Below are 19933 nucleotides of genomic sequence, written 5' to 3'. Positions count from 1 at the left end.
GGACGAATGGCATGTGGAGTGCGTTCAGCGCGTGGCGACCGCCGCGGCTGCGCCAACGAGAGCCGCGCCGCTGACGCGATTGACGAGGCGCATGGCGCGCGGACTCGCGATCAGCCGGCGTGCGCGATCGGCGGCGAGGCCATAGGCGGCGAGCACGCCGCTCAGGATCACCGCCATGAGAATGCCGACTTCGATCGCCGCCGTCAGCGTCATATGCTGGAGATCAACGACCGTCGGCAGGATCGCCATGAAGAAGACCATCACCTTGGGATTGCCGAGCGTGAGCGCGAGTCCGGCGAGGAACAGCTTGCCCGGGCTATCGGGCGCATGCGTCTCACCGATTTGCTGCGCTTTCGCCGGCTGCGTCCATAGCGCCCAGGCGAGATAGAGGAGATAGGCGACGCCGGCATATTTCACGACGAGAAAGGCGAGGTGAAACTGCTGGGCCAGCACCGAGAGGCCAAGCGCCGCGAAGGCGAACCAGACGATGTCGCCGAGCGTGATGCCGGCGATGAAGGCGCCGAGCCCCTGCGTCCCGCGCGAAAGGACGCGCGCGACGAGCGCCGTCACCCCCGGCCCGGGCGAAGCCGCGGCGAGGAAATAGACCGACGCGAACAGGATCAGACCCGAAATCGTCATGAGCCGACTGTAGGACGAGGGCGATCAAAGGAAAAGCGCCGGCGCCTGTCGTCTAGGCGCCGGCCCCTGCCGGGAAGCGCATGGCGGGCTCCGCGGCGCCGTTTTCGCGCGCTTGCCGGCTCATGGCCCCATGATAGGGTCGCGCGCGCTTTGGGGAGCATCAGCATCATGGCCCAGTTCGGGATTGATCGTCGCGCGCTTGTCGGAGGCATGGCGGCCGCCACGACGCTGGCCGGCGCCGGCATGGCGCAGGAAGGTCCGATCAAGGTCGGCGAGTTCAACTCCTACAGCCGCATGGCGGCGTTCTCGGTCCCTTATCGCAATGCGATGCAGCTTGCGCTGGAAGAGATCAATGCGGCCGGCGGCGTGAAGGCGATGGGCGGGCGCAAGCTGGAATTCATCTTTCGCGACGACGGCTCGACGCCGGGCGACGCCGTGCGCGTGGCGGAAGAACTTCTGACGCGCGAGAATGTCGCGTTCCTCGCCGGCGGCTTCCTGTCGAATGTCGGCCTTGCCGTCGCTGATCTCGCGAACCAGCGCAAGACGCTCTATCTCGCGACCGAGCCGTTGAGCGACACGCTCACCATGGCGCAGGGCAATCGCTATACGTTCCGCGTCCGCGCCAACACCTACATGCAGACCAAGATGCTGGTGGAGGCGGTGAAGGACAAGGGCGTGAAGCGCTGGGCGATCGTCGCGCCGAACTATGAGTACGGCACGTCGGCCGCGGCGGCTTTCAAGAAGCTGATGACGGCGGCCGTTCCCGGCTTCGAGGTGGTCGCCGAGCAATTCCCGGCGCTGGGCAAGGTCGAAGCTGGTCCGGTGGTTGGCGCGCTCGCGCAGGCGAAGCCCGACGGCATCTTCAATGTGCTGTTCGGCGCGGACCTTCCCTCCTTCGTGCGCGAGGGCAACACGCGCGGCCTGTTCGAGAAGCGGCTGGTCGCGAGCCTGCTCACCGGCGAGCCGGAATATCTCATGCCGCTCGGCGAAGAGACGCCCGAGGGCTGGATCGTCACCGGCTATCCCGTCGATCAGATCAGCGACGAGCCGCATGCGAAATTCATTTCAGCCTACAAGAAGAAGTTCAACGAGACGCCGCGTTTGGGATCGCTGCTCGGCTATGTCGTCGTCTACATGGTGCGCGACCTCCTGGAGAAGACCGCTTCGACCGACACCGAGAAGCTGATCGCGGCGCTGACCGATGCGAAATTCTCGACCATCGTTGGCGAAGTGACCATGCGTGGCCTCGATCATCAGTCGACGCTTGGCGCCTGGGTCGGCGAGACGACCTTGGCCGGCAAGACGCCGGCGATGAAGAACTGGAAATATGTCGACGGCGCGCCTTATCTTTTCCCCGAAGAAGAGGTGAAAGCCGTCCGCAAGAGCTGATGCGCCTGCGCGCGTCCAGCCTATGGATCCTGGTTTCCTCGTCATCCAGCTCCTGACAGGGCTGGCGAGCGCGTCCTCGTTGTTCATCACGGCAAGCGGGCTGACGCTCGTCTTTGGCGTGACGCGCATCGTCAATTTCGCGCATGGCTCGCTCTACATGCTCGGCGCTTATCTCGCGGTGAGCATCGTCACGCGGCTGCTCGATCTCGATCGGTCGTTTACAATGTTCGCGCTCGGCGTACTGGCGGCGGCGCTTGTTGTCGGATTGATCGGCGTCATCATTGAAGTCGTGCTGCTCCGGCGCATCTATCGCGCGCCGGAATTGTTCCAGCTCCTCGCAACTTTCGGCGTCGTGCTCATCGTGCAGGATGTCGTGGTGCGCGTCTGGGGGCCGCTCGATATTCTCGGTCCGCGCGCGCCGGGGCTGCCCCGCGCCGTCGAGATTTTCGGCCAGCGCTATCCCGCCTATGAATTGCTGCTGATCGCCATCGGGCCCGTGGTGCTCGCGTTGCTGTGGGCGCTGATGCGCCACACGCGCTTTGGCGTGCTGATTCGCGCCGCGACCCAGGATCGCGAGATGGTCGGCGCGCTCGGCGTCGATCAGGCGAAACTGTTCACGGCGACCTTGTTCCTCGGCTCCTTCCTCGCCGGGCTTGGCGGCGCGCTGCAAATTCCGCGCGCGCCGGCGCATCAGGCGATGGATATATCAGTCATCTCCGAGACCTTCGTCGTCACTGTCGTCGGAGGCATGGGCTCGATTCCTGGCGCTTTCCTCGCTTCGCTCGCGATCGGTCAGTTGCAGGCTTTCGGCGTGCTCGTGTTTCCGAAGATCACGCTGGTGCTGGTGTTCCTGCTGATGGCGGCGGTGCTGGTCGTGCGACCCTATGGCTTCCTCGGCCGGCCCGACGCCAATCTTGGCGCGCGCGCGGTGATCGAAGGCGTGGTCGGATTGCGGAAGCTCGATCGTTTCGGAACGATCGCATTGGCGGCTTTTGTCGCGCTCGCGATCTCGCTGCCTCTGTGGGGCGACGCCTATGCACTGAAGGTCGGCGTCGAAGCGCTGTGCTTCGCGCTCGCCGCCTTTGCGCTCAATCTGCTGATCGGGATCGGCGGCATGGTGTCGTTTGGCCACGCCGCCTGGTTCGGCGTCGGCGCTTACGCCGCCGGCCTGCTCACCGTGAAATTCGGGTTACATATGATTCCGGCTTTGATCGCAGCGCCGATCGCCGCCGGCCTTGCGGCGGCCTTCTTCGGCTTTTTCATCGTGCGGCTGTCCGGCATCTATCTCGCGATGCTGACGCTGGCGGTCGCGCAACTCGTCTATGCCCTCTGTTTCCAGTGGACCGAGATCACCGGCGGCGACAATGGCGTGGTCGGAGTCTGGCCCGCCGCCTTCGCCTCGTCGCGGCCGGTCTTCTACGCGCTGACGCTTGTGCTGAGTTGCGCTGCGATCTTCATCCTCTGGCGCGCGATACACGCGCCGTTCGGCTACGCCTTGCGCGCCGCGCGCGATTCCTCATTGCGCGCCGATGCGATCGGGATCGATGTGCGCCTGCAGCGTCTCGCGGCCTTCGCGCTCGGCGGCGCCGCGACCGGACTCGCTGGCGCGCTCTTCGCTTTTTCAAAGGGCTCGATCGATCCGACCCTGATTTCTATTCCCATGTCGGTCGATTTCCTCGCCATGGTGCTGATTGGCGGCATGCAGACGGTGTTCGGCGCGGTCCTCGGCGCCGGCCTGTTCCACGCCATCAAGGATTTCATCATGCCGCTGACCGACCTCTGGCGCGCATGGCTCGGGATTTCGATTGTGGCGCTTGTGCTCGCTTTCCCGCAGGGCGTGCTCGGCGGCCTGGTTCAGGCGCGGACGCGCTTCTTCACGAAGCCGGTCGCGCCATGACGCTGCTTCAGGTCGAGCGCATCTCGAAATCCTTCGGCGGCGTGCATGCCGCGCGCGACGTGTCGTTTGAGGTCGCAGCGGGCGAGATGGTCGCGATGATCGGCCCCAACGGCGCTGGCAAGTCCACGACGTTCAACATGGTCGGCGGGCAGTTGCGGCCGGATACGGGCGGCATCCGACTTGGCGGCGTCGAGATATCGGGCCTGCCGCCGCGGCTTGTGCTTCGCCATGGCGTCGGCCGCACCTTCCAGATCGCGCAGGCATTCCTCTCGATGACGGTGATCGAGAATGTGCAGATGGCGATTCTCGCCAAGCGCGGCGAAGTGTTCGGTCTATGGCGGCCGGCGCGCGATTGTCATCGCGATGAGGCAGAGGCGCTTCTGAAACAGGTGCGCATGGAGGATCAGGCGGAGCGCCTTGTCGCTCACCTCGCCTATGCGGATATCAAGCGCGTCGAATTCGCGCTCGCGCTCGCGGCCGAGCCGAAGCTGCTGCTGATGGACGAGCCGACGGCCGGCATGGCCGTCGCCGAGCGGCAGGGATTGATGAAGCTCGTCGAGTCCGTCGCGACGGAGAAGAAGATCGGCGTGCTCTTCACCGAGCACGACATGGCGAGCGTATTCGCCCATGCCGACAAGGTGCTTGTGCTGGCGCGCGGCGAAATCATCGCGCGCGGAATGCCGGAAGAAGTGCGCGCCAATGAGCGCGTGCGCGAAGTCTATCTCGGCCGCTCCGGCCATCGCCAGTCGGCGCCTGTGAAGGCGTTGGCGTCATGAGCGCGCGCCTGCTCCTTGATGTCGCGAACCTCGGCGCAGCCTATGGACTCGCGCAGGTTCTGTTTGGCGTGTCGATGCAATTGTTCGCGGGCGAGACGGTCGCGCTCATGGGCCGCAACGGCGCCGGCAAGACGACGACGATGAAGACGATCATGGGGCTCGTCCGCGCCACATCAGGCGCGATTCGGTTTCAGGGTCAGGACATCGCGAGGCTGCAGCCTTTTGAGATCGCGCGCCGCGGCCTCGGCTACGTCCCGGAAGACCGGCGCATATTCACCGACCTTACTGTCGCTGAGAATCTCGAAGTCGGCCGACGAGCGGCGGCGGAAGGCGCGACAGCCTTCACGCCGGAAGCTTTGTTCGACATCTTTCCAAATCTGGCGACGATGCGAGGGAGAAGGGCGTCGGCCATGTCGGGCGGCGAACAGCAGATGCTGACGATCGCGCGCACCTTGATGGGCAATCCCGTCGCGCTGCTGCTCGACGAACCTTCGGAAGGCTTGGCGCCCGTTATCGTCGATCAGATGATCGACGCGCTGCTGCGGCTGAAGAAGGGCGGCATGTCGATTATCGTGTCGGAGCAGAATCTCGATTTCGCCGCGACCGTTGCCGATCGCGCCGTGGTGCTGGAGAAAGGCGCGGTGCAATTCACAGGCTCTATGGCGGAGCTTCAGTCCGACGCGTCGGGCGCGCTGAGCCATCTGACGGCGTGAGATGATGCAGCATCGAAAAATGGAACTGCTGCGCGCCGCGCTTCGCCTCCCCTTGTGGGAGGCCGGCGCGCAGCGCCGGGAGGGGGGTATGCAAGCAGCGAAAGCGCGTGTCTCCTCGCCCCCCTCTCCAACTCTCCCCCACAAGGGGGGAGAGGGCGCTTTAGCGCCGAGCGGCAGCATTTGTGCTTTCAGACGCGAGGCGGAGCATGACCCGCATCGTGGGCGTCGATGTCGGCGGCACCTTCACCGACCTCGTGATGGTCGAGACTTCGGGCGCTCGCCGCGAGGTGAAAATCGCCAAGGTCCCGACGACGTCTGGCAATCAGGCCGAAGGCGTGATGAAAGCGATCGCGGCGGTCGATGTCGATCCCGCCGTGCTCGATCTCGTCATTCACGGCACGACGGTCACCACCAATGCGCTGCTCGAGCGCAAGATCGCGACCGTCGGCCTGATCACGACATCAGGCTTTCGCGATGTGCTCGAACTCGGCCGCCGCACGCGCCCGAAGCCTTACGGCCTGTTCGGAACCTTCGAGCCGCTGATCGAGCGTCAGAACCGGCTCGAAGTGGCGGAGCGCATGAGCGCACATGGCGAAGTCCTGACGCCGCTCGATGAAGACGCTGTTGCGCGGCAGGCGAAGGCGCTGATCGCGCAGGGCTGCGAGGCGCTGGTGATCCACTTCCTCCATGCCTACGCTAACCCCGCGCACGAAATTCGCGCCGGCGAGATTGCGCGCGCTCTGTGGCCGAACGGATATGTCACGCTCGGCCATGAACTGCTGTCGGAGTTCCGCGAATATGAGCGGGGAACGACCGCGTCGGTCAACGCCGCCGTGCAGCCCGTGCTCGATCGTTATGTCGATTTCCTGCGCGACGAACTCGCGAAGGGCGGCTTCAAGCGCGATCTCCTCGTCATGAACGGCAATGGCGGTACGGTGCGCGCCGACATTGTCGCGCGCGAAGCGGCGAAGACTGTCATGTCCGGTCCGGCCTCCGGCGTGATGGCTGCTGTGGCGACGATGGCGCAGGCGGGCGTGAAGCACGCCATCACCTACGACATGGGCGGCACCTCAACCGACGTAGCCTTGATCCGCGACGGGACGCCTGAGGTCTCATCGGAACTCTCGATCGATTACGGCCTGCCCGTGCATCTGCCGATGGTCGATGTGCGCACCATCGGCGCCGGCGGCGGCTCGATCGCGAGCGTCAATGCGGCCGGACTCTTGCAAGTTGGTCCGCGCAGCGCCGGCTCGACGCCGGGCCCGATCTGTTACGGCCGCGGCGGGACAGAGCCGACAATCACCGACGCCAATGTTGTGCTCGGGCGGTTGGACGCCGCGCGCGTGTCGGCGACCGGCGGCGCTGACGCCGTGGCGCGCGCCAGAGAGGCGATCGAGGAACGCATCGGCGCGCCGCTTGGACTGTCAGTTGAGCGCGCGGCCGAAGCGATTATTGCGCTTGGCAATGTCCATATGTCAGGCGCGATTCGTCTGGTGTCGCTGTCGCGCGGCCATGATCCCCGCGACTTCGCGCTCTTCGCCTTCGGCGGCGCCGGTCCGCTGCATGCGACGGCGTTGGCGCGTGAACTCGGCGTGCCAGACGTGCTGATCCCGGCGCGTCCCGGCCTCACAAATGCGTTGGGGTGTGTGGTCGCCGATCTCCGCCAGGATTTCGTGCGCACGCTCAATAGTCCTCTGTCATCGCTTTCGATCGAGGATTTGCAGGCGATCTTCGCCGAGCATGAGGATGCCGGGCGTCGGCTGAATAGCATTAGCGGCGATGAAATTGCGAGGACTGTCGTCGAGCACAGTCTCGATATGCAGTTCCAGGGGCAGACGCATCTGATCCGCGTGCCGCTTGGGCCCGAACCGCTCGATCGCGAAACGATCCGCTGGCGCTTTGACGAGGTGTATGACCGTCGCTTCCAGGTGCGTTTGCCGGAGCTGGCTGCGAGCGTCGTCAACGCCAACACTTCGGTGATCGGAAGACGACATTCAATGAAGTTTGACATGCTGATGGGCTCCGGGCCTCGCCGCGCGGCGCTCGATGAGGCGACCACGGGCATGCGCCGGTTGTTCACGCAAGGCGAGTGGGTCGAAGCGCCCGTGATCGATCGCGAGAGCATGCCGCTCGACGCCATGATCGAAGGACCTGCGATCGTCGAACAGCGCGACGCCACGACCTTCATCGAGCCGGATTGCGTTGCGACGGTCGACGCTATCGGCAATCTCCGCATCAGGATTTCGGCATGAGCGAACAAGAGCTCGACGCCCTGACGCTTGCGGTCATCCAGGCGGGCCTGCAGCAGGTCTGCAACGAGATGGACATCGCGTTCTCGCGCTCCGCCTTCTCGCCCGTGATTTCCGAGGCGGAGGATCGATCTGACGGTATCTATGATGCGACGGACGGGTCTCTGATCGCGCAGGGCGAATTCGGCCTGCCGGTGTTCGTCGGCGTCATGCAATATTCCGCGCGCGAATTGATCCGGCTGATTGGCGAAGGTCGCGCGAAGCCGCCTGACGAAGGCGATATCTATATCGTCAACGATCCCTATCTCGGCGGCACGCATCTCATGGATGTGCGCTTCGTGAAGCCTGTTTTCATTGAGGGCGAGCTGTTCTGCTGGCTGCAGAATACGGGCCACTGGCCCGATATCGGCGGCACAGTGCCGGGCGGCTTCTCCGCCAAGGCGACGGAAGTAGAGCAGGAGGGATTGCGCCTGCCGCCAGTGAAATTGTTCAAGCGCGGCGTGCTCGATGACGAAATCCTCGCCATCATCATGTCGAACATCCGCGTCGCGCGGCAGCGGTTGGGCGATATCGAGGCGCAGGCCGCGGCGCTGCGCGTTGGCGAGCAGCGTCTGCGCGATCTGATCGCGCGCTATGGTCTCGCAACCGTGAAGCAGGCGACAGTCGAGATCAGGCGTCGTTCGGCGGAGCGCATGCGCGCCGAGATCCGCGCCATTCCCGATGGCGTTTATCGCAGCGTGGCCTTCGTCGATTCCGACGGCGTCGTGAACGAGCCACTGCGCATCACGCTGGCGGTCACGAAAGCCGACGACACGCTGACATTCGACTTTTTGGGCTCAAGCCCTCCCTGCCAGGGACCGATGAACAGCGTGCTCGCGACCACGCTGTCGTCAGTCTATCTCGCGGTGAAGCATATTTTCCCGGATACACCGCTGAACGCCGGCGCTTTCGACCCGCTGATCGTGAAGACGCCGGAAGGCACGTTTCTCGACGCGCATTATCCCCGGCCGGTGTCCGGCTGCGCCGCCGAAGTCTCGCAGCGCATCGCCGAGGCGGTCTTCCTCGCGCTGGTGCATGCGATCCCCGAGCGGGTCACCGCCGCGCCGGCGGGCACGTCGGGGAATTTCGCGCTCGGCGGCGTTGATATCAGGCGCGGCGCGGGCTTCGTCATGTACCAGATCACCGGCGGCGGCTATGGCGGCAACGCGCTGCATGACGGGTTGAGCAACGGCTGCTCGACCATCGGCATCTCCAAGACCGCGCCCGTCGAAGTGATGGAGCTTTATTATCCCGTGCTGTTCCGGCGTTTCGCCCTGCGCGAAGGCTCGGGCGGAGCCGGCGCCCATCGCGGCGGCTTCGGCGTGCATTACGAGGTCGAGCTGCTGCGCGGCGAGGCGCGCGCGTCCTTCGTGATGGATCACGGCCGCTACGGACCGCCCGGGGCCTGCGGCGGCGCGCCCGGCGCGCCGAACATGGTGCGCATCCACCGGGGCGGCGCGGTGGAAATTCCGGAGCATCTTTCCAAGGACCAGAACATCCCGCTCAAGGCGGGCGACCGGGTCGAGGTGATGACGCCCGGCGGCGGCGGTTACGGGGATCCTGCCGGTCGCGACCCGGCGCTGGTCGCGCGCGATCTCAGGCGCGGCTATTACAAGCCGGAGGAAATCGCCGGCTGGACGCGGCCGCCGATTGACGGCGCGGCCGCGCCGTTGATGGATGGGGGCGAATGAACCGCCCTCTTTTAGGCCAATGAAGCTCCTGTCGCCCCGCTCGCTGGAAGAGGCGCTGACGCTTCGCGCCGAATCTGGCGCGCGAATTTTCGCCGGCGGCACCGACATCTTTCCCGAGCGCGCGACACGGCGCGGCTGGGGCGACGGCCGGGAGGAGAGCTTCGTCGACCTCTTCCAAATTCCCGGGCTGAACGTCATCGCGCGCGAAGGCGGCGACTGGCGATTGGGATGTCTGGTCACCTGGTCGGATCTGATCCACGCGTCGCTGCCGCCGCAATTCGACGGCTACAGGGCCGCGGCGCGCGATGTGGGCGGCGTGCAGATCCAGAATCGCGGCACGCTGGTCGGAAATATCTGCACGGCCTCGCCAGCCGGCGACGGGATACCCTGTCTGATTGCGCTCGAAGCGCGCGTCGAGCTCAAGAGCCTGCGCGGAACGCGGCTTGTTCCGATCAGCGAATTCATCACCGCGCGGCGGCGCACGGCATGCGAACCCGATGAAATCGTCACGGCGCTTCTTGTTCCCTCGCGCGACAATGCCGTCAGCGCCTTCCGAAAGCTTGGCGCGCGTCGTTATCTCGTGATTTCGATCGCCATGGCTTCGGCTGTGATCGAGACGTCTCCGACCGAACGCATCACGCGCGCGCGCGTCGCCGTTGGCGCCTGCTCGGAGGTGGCGCAGCGTTTGCCTGCCCTTGAAGCCGCGATGTCGGGCGCGAAACTGGACGCGACGCTCGCTGATCTCGTCGAAGAGGTGCATGTGCAGCATCTGACCCCGGTCGACGATATGCGTTCCTCCGCCATCTACCGGCGCGAGGCGGCGAAGCAGATCGTTCGCGAACTCCTCATCGCGCTGGCCTCGCCGCAACAGGCGGAGGCGGCATGAACGTCGTCGTCCCCGTCGCGTCGACAAGGATCACGCTGCGCGTCAATGGCGCCTCGACCACCGTCGACGGCTCTTGCGCGGCGACGCTCGCCGATCTCTTGCGCGACGGTTGCGGCCTCACTGGCGTGAAGATCGGCTGCGAAGCAGGCGACTGCGGCGCCTGCACCGTGCTGCTCGATGGCGAACAGGTTTGCGCGTGCCTCGTGCCTGCGGGGCATACCGCCGGGCGCGCGGTGACGACGGTCGAAGCCCGCGACAATCCGCTGCTTGATCAGTTGCGGCGCGCCTTTCTTGCTCACGCGGCGGCGCAATGCGGCGCCTGCACGCCCGGCATGCTGATGGCCGCAACCGATTGCCTGCAGAAGAATCCAAAGCCAAGCCATCAGGAGATCGCCGATGCGCTGGGCGGCGTGCTCTGTCGCTGCACCGGCTATGTGAAGATCGTCGAAGCCGTGCATGCGGTCGCTCACGGCGAGCAGCCGCGTGTTGCGCAGGCTCACATCGGCATGAGCGTCGGCCGCTCGATTCCGCGCGTCGACGGTTGGGCGAAGGTCAGCGGAACCGATCTTTTTGGCGCCGACGATGCGCCGCGCGATTGCCTGTGGGTGCGGGTCATCCGTTCGCGGCATGAGCGCGCCGCTTTCAGCTTTGGCGATCTCGCGTCGTGGCGCGCGGCGCATCCCGGCATCGAAGCTGTGCTGACGCAAGCTGATATCCCCGGCGAGAACCGATTCGGCATCTTCGCCTCAACGCGCGATCAGCCCGTCTTCGCCGAGGGCGAAACGCGCTTTCGCGGTGAAGCTGTCGCCGCTGTTGTCGGGACTCGCGCCGCAGTCGAAGCGGTGCGCGATGTTGATTTTCCCGTGACATGGATTCCGCTGGAGCCGTTGCGCGCCATCGATCGCGCCGTCGCGGAGAATGCGCGCGCCATCCATGCGACACATCCGGACAATGTGCTGACGCGCGGCTATCTCAATCGCGGCGATGTCACGGTCGGTCACTCCCAGGGGTCGGTGACGGCGGAAGGCGAGTTCGAGACCGCCTTTGTCGAGCACGCCTATATCGAGCCCGAGGCCGGCTGGGCGCGCCTCAATACGAATGGCGTGATGGAGATTCACGCCTGCACGCAGGCGCCCGCGATGGATCGCGAAAGCGTCGCAATCATTCTCGGCGTTCCCGAAGAGCGCGTGCGGATTGTTCCGACCGCTTGCGGCGGCGGCTTCGGCGGCAAGCTCGACGTTTCGGTGCAGCCTCTGCTCGCGGTCGCCGCCTGGGTGACGAAGAAGCCGGCGCGCATGATCTACACGCGCACGGAATCCATGGCTTCGACGACGAAGCGTCATCCCTCGCATATTCGCGCCCGCGCCTCGGCGATGAAGGACGGTCGCCTGACCGCCTTCGAGATGCGCGCCGATTTCAACACCGGCGCCTATGCTTCGTGGGGGCCGACGGTCGCGAACCGCGTGCCCGTGCATGCGACGGGACCTTACAAAATTCCGCATGTGCGCAACCGAACGCGCGCGATCTACACCAATGATACGCCCGCTGGCGCCTTTCGCGGTTTCGGCGTGCCGCAGGCGGCGATCGCTGGCGAAACCCTGATGGACGATCTCGCCGAGCGCATCGGCATGGATCGCTGGGATTTCCGTCGCCTCAACGCGATCGGTCACGGCGACGTGACGCCGACGGGACAGACGCTGCATGCGTCGGCCGGCCTCCCGCAATGTCTCGATGCGCTCAAGATCGACTGGGAGCAGGCGATGTGGGAGGCGCAGATGCACAACGCCACCCGCGCCGAGCGCTATCGTCGCGGCGTCGGCGTCGCCTGCATGTGGTATGGCTGCGGCAACACCTCGCTTTCCAACCCGTCAAAGATGAGGATCACACTCGATCGCGATGGCAAACTGGTTTTCTGGAACGGCGCCGTCGATATCGGGCAAGGCTCGTCGACGGTGCTGCTGCAGATCGCATCCGATGAGCTTGGGCTGCCGGTCGAGGATTTCGAATTCGTCATCGGCGATACGGCGCTGACGCCTGACGCTGGAAAGACCTCGGCCTCACGTCAGACCTTTGTGTCGGGAAAGGCTGCGATGCTCGCGGCGCGCGATATCAGGCGCAAGATCATTCGCCAGGCTAATGTCGGCACGCGCGCGCGGCTCTCTCTGCGCGGCGCGGAGTTGCATGTGCAGGATGGTGACGCCCGGCGCGTGATCGATCTCCGCGTCCTCGCCGGCGCTGAGGAGTTCGCGCTCGTGGGCGAAGGGGTCTATGATCCGCCGACGACCATGCTCGATGAGAACGGCCAGGGCGTTCCCTACGCGACCTATGGCTTCGGCGCCCAGATCGCCGAGGTCGAGGTCGATATGCGCCTTGGCGGCGTGAAGGTGCTGCATGTCGCAGCGGCGCACGATGTCGGGCGCGCCATCAATCCGCAGCTTGTCGAGGGACAGATCCACGGCGGCATCGCGCAGGGCCTTGGCCTCGCGCTGATGGAGGAGTTCATCCCGGGCCGCACCGAGAATCTGCATGACTATCTCATTCCGACGGTTGGCGACATGCCGCGCGTGACGGTCCGGCTGATCGAGGATCGCGAGCCGGAGGGGCCGTTTGGCGCGAAGGGCGTCGGCGAGCCCGCTTTGATCGCGACGGCGCCGGCGATCCTCGGCGCCATTCGTCATGCGACGGGCGTCACCATGCGTCGCGTTCCTGTTCTTCCGCATCGCTTGTGGGAGGCGATGCGCTTTCATCGCGTCGGCCATGTCTGAGCAGGGCCAGCTCTCGCGCGAAGGACGCTCGCTGAAATTCGGAGCCGCCGAGGGCGATGGAATCATCCGCTGCGACGCGTGCCCCGTGTTGTGCCGCATCAGACCCGGCCGCGCCGGCGCCTGCTCGCGTTACGCCAACGAGGATGGCGTGCTGGTGCGCGTCGATCCCGTGATCATTCTCGAACGCGCGATCGAGAGCGGCGGCGCCGTTGCGCCGTTTGCCGATCGCGACTGGGACGGCGCGCTGATCGAGCCCGCGCGCACGTTCGTCACGGGCGTCGGCGCCGGCACGACCTATCCCGACTACAAGCCCGCGCCTTTCATCATTTCTTCCGAGCATGAAGGCGTCGATGCCGTCACCGTCGTGACGGAGGGGATCTTCAGCTATTGCGGTGTGAAAGTGAAGATCGACACCGATCGTCATCTCGGACCGGAATGCGCTATCGTGCGCGTGAAGGGAGAGCCCGTCGGTCATGTCACGACGGCCGAATATGGCTCGCAGATGCTGTCGATCGGCGGCGTACGTCATCTGACGGGCGGCTCAAAGAAAGAGGGCAACGTCACCTGCGACGCGCTTCTCGCTCTATGCGCTGGCGAAGCCGTGGAGATGACGATCGACGAAGGACACACGCTGATTGCACAGGCGGGTCATGCGCCGCTCGTCGACGGCAAACCGGAGGAGCGCATGCGCGTCGGCTGCGGCTCGGCGACCATCGGCATTTTCGCGAAGCAATGGTTCGGTCATGTTGACGAAGTGATTGTGCTCGACGATCACATCACCGGCGTGCTGACCGAGCATCAGGCTGGCCGGGTGCTCGATATGAAGCCCGCCGGCGTGCGCGTGAAAGGACGGCGCTCGACGCCGGGCCGCTATTTCCAGGTGGCGAATCCGGGCCTCGGCTGGGGCGGAACCGATATCAGCGATCCCTTGTCGATCATCCAGAAAATCGATCCGGCGGTCGCGTGGCCGGGCATGCGGCTGCTGTTGACTTCGACGACGGGCGAGGACGCGCTCTATTGCGTGCTCGACGAAGAGTTGAAGCCGATCCCGCAGGCGATTCCGCAGGCCGTCAGAAATGTCGTTGATCGCATCGGCGAGAATTGCGAACCGTCGCTCTGCACTGTGCTGTTCATGGCGGGCGCCGGCGGCTCATTGCGCGCCGGCGTCACCGAGAATCCTGTGCTGCTCACGCGCTCCGTGGCTTCGGGCGAAACGCGCGTCACTATGGGCGGCGCGCCGGTCTATGTCTGGCCCGGTGGTGGCATCACCATTATGGCCGATGTGACGCGCATGCCGAAGAACTCCTTTGGCTATGTCCCCACCCCTGCGCTGGTCGCGCCGATCGAGTTCACGCTGCCGCGCGCGCTCTACGAGACATTAGGCGGACATATGTCAGATGTCACGCCGCTAAAGGACGTCATCTCGCAACTCGGCGGTGACGCGCGCGTCGATTCCTGGCGCGGAGATAATCCGTGGCCCTTGCGCGCGTAGATGTGAACGCGGCTTCGCGTGACTCCGCGCGAAGCCTGTCCGGCGGAAGGTTGCATCTGCAACGCGGCCCGATTGACGTTGTCTTGAAGGCGTGGGGCGAGCCGAGCGCCGTGCGCGATGCTTATGACGCAGCGATCACACGCTTTGAGACCATTCTCGATGAGCTTGTCGCGGAGTTGGCCGAACTGCGTCGCCCGATGTCCGCTGACCCCTGTGTCAGGTCGCCTGTTGCGCTGCGCATGCGCCGCGCGTGCGCGCCGTTTTCGAATGAATTCATCACGCCGATGGCTGCGGTTGCGGGGAGCGTGGCTGATGAATTGCTCGACGTCATGCGTGCCGCCGCAAACCTCGACCGCGCCTTCGTCAATGACGGCGGCGATATCGCCGTTCACATCGCGCCGGGACATGAGCTGGCGATCGGCCTCGCGATGGATGTCGGACGTGGACTTGTTGGCGCGCTGGATGGTTCGCTTCGACTCGATGCTGCATCCAGCATTGGCGGCGTCGCGACATCGGGCTCTCAGGGGCGCTCTTTTTCGCTTGGCGTCGCCGACGCGGTGACGGTGTTGGCGCGCGATGCGGCGAGCGCCGACGCCGCTGCGACCCTTATCGCTAACGCCGTCAATATCGAGAGCGATGCTGTTCGTCGCTCGCCAGCGACTTCGCTCGATCCCGATAGCGATCTCGGCGAGCGTCTTGTGACCGTCGAAGTCGGAGATCTCTCGGATGTCGAGATCGAAACCGCCTTGGCGCGCGGACTCGATCGCGCGCGCGAATACCGTCAACGCGGATTGGTCGTCGATGCCGCGCTTGCGCTCAAGCGGCGCATCGTGGCGCTTGGAGAGCTTCCTTCGCTGGCGCGTCAGTCGGGCGATGCTGCGCTCAGCAGTAGATCGCAAATCTCAAGACAAACAGGAGAAGCCCGCATGACGACGCCATCAGTTGAAGTCCGCAAGATCGTCGTTTGCGTGGAGGACATCCGTCACGATGGCGGGCCGCTTCTTTCAAGGTCCGTTCGCAAGGGCTGGGTTGGCTGCGTCGTGAAAAATCCCTTCGCCGGCCGCTATGAGCCCGACGTGCAATGGATGATGGATGCGTTGAAGCCGCTTGGCCTGGAGTGCTCGACGAAGCTGCTTGCGGCACTTGGCGGCGACGCGAAATCGATTGAGGCCTATGGCAAAGGCTCTATCGTCGGCTCTGCGGGAGAAATCGAGCATGGCGCGCTCTGGCATGTGCCCGGCGGCTACGCCATGCGTGAATTGCTGGGGCAGGCGCTGGCGATCGTGCCCTCTGCGGCGAAGGTTGCGGCTATGGGCGCCTCGATCGATTTGCCGATCCATCACAAGGATGCGGCCTATGTGCGCAGCCATTTCGACGCCATGACAGCGATGATTCCTGACGCGCCGAGGGCGGACGAACTCGCCTTTTTCCTCACGATGTCGACGGGATCGCGGCCTCACGCGCGCATGGGCGGCCTCGAAGCGTCCCAGATCAGCAAATGGGATGGGCAGCGCTGACAGAAGGCCGCCGCGCCAGAATCAAAAGAAACGCGCGGCGATCAGCCGCGCGTTTCGATATTGGGGCGTTCAGTTCACGCCGAGCTGCGGCGTCATGATGTAATAGTTCACGGGGTGAGCGCGATAGTTCTTCACCTTCGCCGAATAGGCGTCGTAGAGATTTTCGTGCACGATGAAAATGTTGATCGCCTCGGCCTGGACCTTCGCAGCCAGCTTTCGGTAGGCGTCAAAGCGGTCGGGCTGGTTTGACATGGCGAAGATCTTCTTGAGCTCCGCGTCCATCTCAGGCGTGCAGTAGTGGGCCATGTTGAAGCTGCCGGAGCAGCCATAGTCGGCGTTGAAGAAGCCGATGGGTTCAGGAACATCAGTGAGATAACCGCGCGACATGAACGCCATGTCGAAATTGCCGGCGAGCATGTCGGGTTCGATTGCGTTGTATTCGGCCATGCGCAGTTCGACGCCGATGCCGACCTGGCCCAGCATTTCCTGAATCACCGCGCCGACATCTTTCAGCTCCGGCTTTGAAGTGTAGCCCCAGAGCCGCAACTTGAGCGTTCCAGGCTTGATGCCCGCCTCTTCGAGAAGCTTCTTCGCCTTGGCGAGGTCGTAGGCCGGCTTCTGGTCCTTCGGCGCCCAGGGATCGCTCACGCGGAACGGTCCCATCGCCGGCGGAACCGCGCCCTCGAACACGGCCGCTGCAATCGCGGAGTTATCGATCGCCGCCTGAATGGCTTGCCGCACGCGGACATCGTCAAGCGGCGCCTTTTTGTTGTTGAGCAGCATCATCAGGGTGCGCGGCGCCTGCACTTCGGCGAGCTTCACATTGGGGAGCGCTTTGAGCTGCTTCAGCGTGGTCGTGGGAATCAGGCGCGAGACATCGGTTTCGCCGGTGCGAATCTGCGTGGCGCGCCCATTCGAATCGATGATGAATTTCACCTCGGCGCCCGCGAGCGCGGGTTTATCGCCCCAATAGGCGTCGTTGCGCTTCAACGTCATGCCCTGGGTCGGATCGACCCGCGTGATTGCGAACGGGCCCGTGCAGGCATTGATGGGATTCACCTTGCCGTCCTTGTAGGCTGACGGCGCCAGGATCGTCACGGCGGGGCTCGCAATCTGGCCGGGCAGCAGCACGGTCGGTTCAAGCGTCGTGATCCTGACAATTCCACCATCGACGACGTCGACTGACTTCACCAGCTTGCTTGAGAAGGCGCGTGTTGGAACCGGCGCCTTGAGAAGCTGATTGAGTGAATTCGCCACCGCGTCCGGCGTCATTGGCGTGCCGTCCTGGAACTTCACGCCTTCGCGGATCTTGAAATCCCACGCCGTTGGCGAAGATTGCGTCCACGATGTCGCCAAGAGTGGCTTCACCTGTCCGTCAAAGTCCACTTTCGTCAGGCCTTCATAGCAGCCGGCGCGAATGCCGAGATAAGCGTCGTCGGACGCCATGTCCCAGCCGGTTCTCACACTCCAACTGTCGACGTAGGTGAGCGTCTGGGCATGAGCGGCGCTCGATAAAGCGGCTGCGCAGGCGGCCGCTAGGAAAGCATGTGATTTCATTTGGCTACCCCTCTGTGTTGAATTTATCTGTCCGCCTTTTCTCCAATTATGAATGAGCTTTTTGATAAGTGCTGCTATTTCGGCCTTTCCGCAAAGCAGGACGTTTCATTGAATCTCAGCCATGCGCCGCGGCATGTTGCTGCGCGTGTTGTTCGATCAGCGCTCCCGTCGCCTCACTGCGCGTCGACTGCGCCGCAAGTGACGAAAGATCGAGCTCGCTCCAATAATGGCAGCGCGCATGATGCCCGTTTCCGCAATCATGCAGCAGCGGCGCTTCCGCGGCGCAGCGCGCGGTCGTATGGAGACATCGCGCATGCAGCCGACAGCCCGAAGGAGGATTGAGCGGGCTCGGCAGATCGCCTTTGAGAAGGCCGGCTGCCGCGGCGAGACCCGTCTCCTCGATCATGGCGGCGGAAATCAGCGCGCGCGTATAAGGATGACGCGGACGCTCAAAAAGAGCGTCGCGATCGGCGATTTCGACGATCTGGCCGAGATACATGACGGCGATGCGCTCGCACATGTAGCGGATCACCCTGAGATCGTGGGAGATCATCAGAAGCGTCAGGTTGAAGCGTTTTCTCAGATCGATCAGCAGATTGAGAATCTGCGTCCGCATTGAAGCGTCGAGCGCCGAGGTCGGTTCATCGCAGACGAGAAACCAGGGCTTGAGCAGCAACGCTCGCCCGATCACGATGCGCTGCAATTGCCCGCCGGAGCACTGGCTGGGATAACGGTCGTAGAAGGAGCTATCGAGGCCGACTTCCTCCAGCATGCGCAGCACCGAAGCTTTCTGTGTCTCTGGCTGGCCGATGCCGTGCTGAATGAGCGGCGCGCGCATGCTGGCGCCGATCGTCATCTTCGGATCGAGCGCGGAATAGGGGTCCTGAAAGACAAGCTGCATCGTCGGCCGCATGCGGCGCAACGTCTCGCCCTTCATCGCCAGGATATCGCGCTGATCGACGCGCACCTCGCCCGCTGTAGCATCGGTCAACCGCATCAGCAGACGCGCGATTGTGCTTTTCCCGCAGCCGGATTCGCCGACAAGCCCGAGCACCTCGCCTTCGCGGATGTCGAAGGAAACGCCGTCGACGGATTTGATCGTCAGGTTCCGGGCGCCGCGCAGCGGATAGTGTTTGGCGAGATTTCTCACCTCAACGAAAGGTTGATCAGGAGAAAGCGACCGTCGCTCGGGAATGAGGGAAGCGCGGGAGATCATGACGCCCTCGCTTCGTGCGCGACCGAAGGGGCGGGCGCTTCAACGGCCCAGCAGCGCGCGCTGCAATGGTGATCATAGGCTTCGAGGCCGGGTTCATCATGCGTGCAGTGATGAGAAACGCCGTGCGTCGCGGCGGTCGCGCAACGCGGTAGGAACCGGCAGCCTTTCTCGATATCCTGCGCGCGCGCCGCGCCGGTGGGGATCGAGAACAGATGGCCGTCTGAATCCGTCTGCAGAAGCGAACATTGGATCAGCGCGCGGGTGTAGGGATGGCGCGGCGTCTTCAGGATACGCCTCGCCGGGCCTTCCTCGACGATGCGGCCGGCATACATGACGGCGACCCGATCCGCGAGCGCCGAGACGATCGAGAGGTCGTGCGTGATGAGCAGCACGGCGAGATCTCGTTTACGGCGCTGTTCGTCAAGCAATTGCAGAATCTGCGCCTGCACTGTGACGTCGAGCGCCGTCGTCGGCTCATCTGCGATGAGAAGCTGCGGCTCGCCGCTCATGGCCGCCGCCATCATCACGCGCTGCGCCATGCCGCCGGAGAGCTCATAGGAGAAACAGCGCGCGCGCAGCGCCGGTTCGGGAATACCGACATCGGCGAGCAATCGCGCGACGCGGCCGGCGATCGAACTGCGCTCGGGCTTCCGGTGTTTCCAGAGCGATTCCGCCACCTGCGTTCCCACACGCGAAGTCGGATCGAGCATGGCCTGCGGCTGCTGAAAAATCATCGAGATATGGCCGCCGCGCATATGGCCGAGCTCCGTGGCCGAAAGGCCAAGCACGTCATGATCGCGGAACATCACGCGTCCGCTCATGATCTTCGCGCCGGCCGGCAAGAGCCGCATCAATGAAAGAGCGGTCATGCTTTTCCCGGAGCCGGACTCGCCCACCAGCGCGACGATCTCGCCGCGCCGGATCTTCAGATTGAGGCCATCGATAACATTCCGATATCCCGATGGACCGGGAAAGGCGACGCGCAGATCGCGCACGTCAAGGAGCGTTTCACGTTCGTCGCTGATAGCGGAATCAGCGGAGATCACAGGCTCTGTCGCGCAATGCATGTCCACCTCTGACCTCCTTTCCCACACGGGTTGACGCGCT

At 64.4% G+C, this 19933-nt stretch carries 14 protein-coding genes and 1 pseudogene; 11 read left to right on the top strand and 4 right to left on the bottom strand.

The features are described 5' to 3' along the window. Positions 1 to 24: 24 nt before the first annotated feature. Positions 25 to 639, bottom strand: a complete 615-nt coding sequence (locus L8F45_RS18460; RefSeq protein WP_342359326.1) for a LysE family translocator — start codon at positions 637 to 639, stop codon at positions 25 to 27. Between the two features lie 168 nt (positions 640 to 807). On the opposite strand from L8F45_RS18460, the gene L8F45_RS18455 reads away from it, so the two are divergent. The 11 genes and pseudogenes from L8F45_RS18455 to L8F45_RS18405 all read left to right on the top strand — a co-directional run bounded on the left by L8F45_RS18455 (position 808) and on the right by L8F45_RS18405 (position 16053). Continuing rightward, positions 808 to 2028, top strand: a complete 1221-nt coding sequence (locus L8F45_RS18455) for an ABC transporter substrate-binding protein (RefSeq protein WP_342359325.1) — start codon at positions 808 to 810, stop codon at positions 2026 to 2028. Positions 2029 to 2050: 22 nt separating this feature from the next. After that, positions 2051 to 3925: an ABC transporter permease gene (locus L8F45_RS18450; RefSeq protein WP_342359324.1), complete on the top strand. Its 1875-nt coding sequence runs from the start codon at positions 2051 to 2053 to the stop codon at positions 3923 to 3925. After that, positions 3922 to 4701 (top strand): ABC transporter ATP-binding protein, encoded by a 780-nt coding sequence (locus L8F45_RS18445; protein ID WP_342359323.1) that lies wholly within the window; start codon positions 3922 to 3924, stop codon positions 4699 to 4701. The genes L8F45_RS18450 and L8F45_RS18445 overlap by 4 nt, the downstream gene beginning before the upstream one ends. Continuing rightward, complete coding sequence (locus L8F45_RS18440) at positions 4698 to 5414, top strand: ABC transporter ATP-binding protein (protein WP_342359322.1); 717 nt, start codon at positions 4698 to 4700, stop codon at positions 5412 to 5414. The genes L8F45_RS18445 and L8F45_RS18440 overlap by 4 nt, the downstream gene beginning before the upstream one ends. Before the next feature lie 206 nt (positions 5415 to 5620). Further along, positions 5621 to 7666 (top strand): hydantoinase/oxoprolinase family protein, encoded by a 2046-nt coding sequence (locus L8F45_RS18435; RefSeq protein WP_342359321.1) that lies wholly within the window; start codon positions 5621 to 5623, stop codon positions 7664 to 7666. Next, a complete protein-coding gene (locus L8F45_RS18430) occupies positions 7663 to 9393 on the top strand; it encodes a hydantoinase B/oxoprolinase family protein (RefSeq protein ID WP_342359320.1) in 1731 nt (576 codons plus the stop codon). The genes L8F45_RS18435 and L8F45_RS18430 overlap by 4 nt, the downstream gene beginning before the upstream one ends. Before the next feature lie 19 nt (positions 9394 to 9412). Continuing rightward, positions 9413 to 10279 (top strand): FAD binding domain-containing protein, encoded by an 867-nt coding sequence (locus tag L8F45_RS18425; protein WP_342359319.1) that lies wholly within the window; start codon positions 9413 to 9415, stop codon positions 10277 to 10279. Then, positions 10276 to 13044, top strand: a complete 2769-nt coding sequence (locus tag L8F45_RS18420; RefSeq protein WP_342359318.1) for a molybdopterin-dependent oxidoreductase — start codon at positions 10276 to 10278, stop codon at positions 13042 to 13044. Before L8F45_RS18425 ends, L8F45_RS18420 begins: the two co-directional genes overlap by 4 nt. Further along, entirely contained in the window at positions 13037 to 14536 is a 1500-nt protein-coding gene (locus L8F45_RS18415; protein ID WP_342359317.1) for a 6-hydroxynicotinate reductase, read from the top strand. The genes L8F45_RS18420 and L8F45_RS18415 overlap by 8 nt, the downstream gene beginning before the upstream one ends. Further along, a pseudogene (locus L8F45_RS18410) lies at positions 14518 to 15330 on the top strand (UPF0280 family protein); the annotation flags it as partial. The gene L8F45_RS18415 and the pseudogene L8F45_RS18410, both read left to right, overlap by 19 nt. Before the next feature lie 132 nt (positions 15331 to 15462). Next, positions 15463 to 16053 (top strand): amino acid synthesis family protein, encoded by a 591-nt coding sequence (locus L8F45_RS18405; protein WP_342363496.1) that lies wholly within the window; start codon positions 15463 to 15465, stop codon positions 16051 to 16053. Positions 16054 to 16122: 69 nt separating this feature from the next. On the opposite strand, the gene L8F45_RS18400 is transcribed toward L8F45_RS18405, so the two are convergent. The 3 genes from L8F45_RS18400 to L8F45_RS18390 all read right to left on the bottom strand — a co-directional run bounded on the left by L8F45_RS18400 (position 16123) and on the right by L8F45_RS18390 (position 19893). Further along, complete coding sequence (locus L8F45_RS18400; RefSeq protein ID WP_342359316.1) at positions 16123 to 17610, bottom strand: ABC transporter substrate-binding protein; 1488 nt, start codon at positions 17608 to 17610, stop codon at positions 16123 to 16125. A 115-nt stretch (positions 17611 to 17725) separates the two neighbouring features. Further along, positions 17726 to 18826, bottom strand: a complete 1101-nt coding sequence (locus L8F45_RS18395; RefSeq protein WP_342359315.1) for an ABC transporter ATP-binding protein — start codon at positions 18824 to 18826, stop codon at positions 17726 to 17728. Beyond that, a complete protein-coding gene (locus tag L8F45_RS18390; RefSeq protein WP_342363495.1) occupies positions 18823 to 19893 on the bottom strand; it encodes an ABC transporter ATP-binding protein in 1071 nt (356 codons plus the stop codon). The genes L8F45_RS18395 and L8F45_RS18390 overlap by 4 nt, the downstream gene beginning before the upstream one ends. Positions 19894 to 19933 lie beyond the last annotated feature (40 nt).

Source organism: Terrirubrum flagellatum (genome assembly GCF_022059845.1).
GTDB lineage: Bacteria > Pseudomonadota > Alphaproteobacteria > Rhizobiales > Beijerinckiaceae > Terrirubrum > Terrirubrum flagellatum.
The sequence above is the reverse complement of the archived record's forward strand: the minus strand, read 5'-3'. Positions and strand labels throughout refer to the sequence as shown.

What these genes read in the sequence shown, in the direction of transcription:
- L8F45_RS18430 (WP_342359320.1), top strand. Translation starts at nt 7,663, where the DNA reads ATGAGCGAACAAGAGCTCGACGCCCTGACGCTTGCGGTCATCCAGGCG.
- L8F45_RS18445 (WP_342359323.1), top strand. Translation starts at nt 3,922, where the DNA reads ATGACGCTGCTTCAGGTCGAGCGCATCTCGAAATCCTTCGGCGGCGTG.
- L8F45_RS18395 (WP_342359315.1), bottom strand. Translation starts at nt 18,826, where the DNA reads ATGATCTCCCGCGCTTCCCTCATTCCCGAGCGACGGTCGCTTTCTCCT.
- L8F45_RS18415 (WP_342359317.1), top strand. Translation starts at nt 13,037, where the DNA reads ATGTCTGAGCAGGGCCAGCTCTCGCGCGAAGGACGCTCGCTGAAATTC.
- L8F45_RS18450 (WP_342359324.1), top strand. Translation starts at nt 2,051, where the DNA reads ATGGATCCTGGTTTCCTCGTCATCCAGCTCCTGACAGGGCTGGCGAGC.
- L8F45_RS18400 (WP_342359316.1), bottom strand. Translation starts at nt 17,610, where the DNA reads ATGAAATCACATGCTTTCCTAGCGGCCGCCTGCGCAGCCGCTTTATCG.
- L8F45_RS18460 (WP_342359326.1), bottom strand. Translation starts at nt 639, where the DNA reads ATGACGATTTCGGGTCTGATCCTGTTCGCGTCGGTCTATTTCCTCGCC.
- L8F45_RS18390 (WP_342363495.1), bottom strand. Translation starts at nt 19,893, where the DNA reads ATGCATTGCGCGACAGAGCCTGTGATCTCCGCTGATTCCGCTATCAGC.
- L8F45_RS18420 (WP_342359318.1), top strand. Translation starts at nt 10,276, where the DNA reads ATGAACGTCGTCGTCCCCGTCGCGTCGACAAGGATCACGCTGCGCGTC.
- L8F45_RS18435 (WP_342359321.1), top strand. Translation starts at nt 5,621, where the DNA reads ATGACCCGCATCGTGGGCGTCGATGTCGGCGGCACCTTCACCGACCTC.
- L8F45_RS18425 (WP_342359319.1), top strand. Translation starts at nt 9,413, where the DNA reads ATGAAGCTCCTGTCGCCCCGCTCGCTGGAAGAGGCGCTGACGCTTCGC.
- L8F45_RS18455 (WP_342359325.1), top strand. Translation starts at nt 808, where the DNA reads ATGGCCCAGTTCGGGATTGATCGTCGCGCGCTTGTCGGAGGCATGGCG.
- L8F45_RS18440 (WP_342359322.1), top strand. Translation starts at nt 4,698, where the DNA reads ATGAGCGCGCGCCTGCTCCTTGATGTCGCGAACCTCGGCGCAGCCTAT.
- L8F45_RS18405 (WP_342363496.1), top strand. Translation starts at nt 15,463, where the DNA reads ATGACGACGCCATCAGTTGAAGTCCGCAAGATCGTCGTTTGCGTGGAG.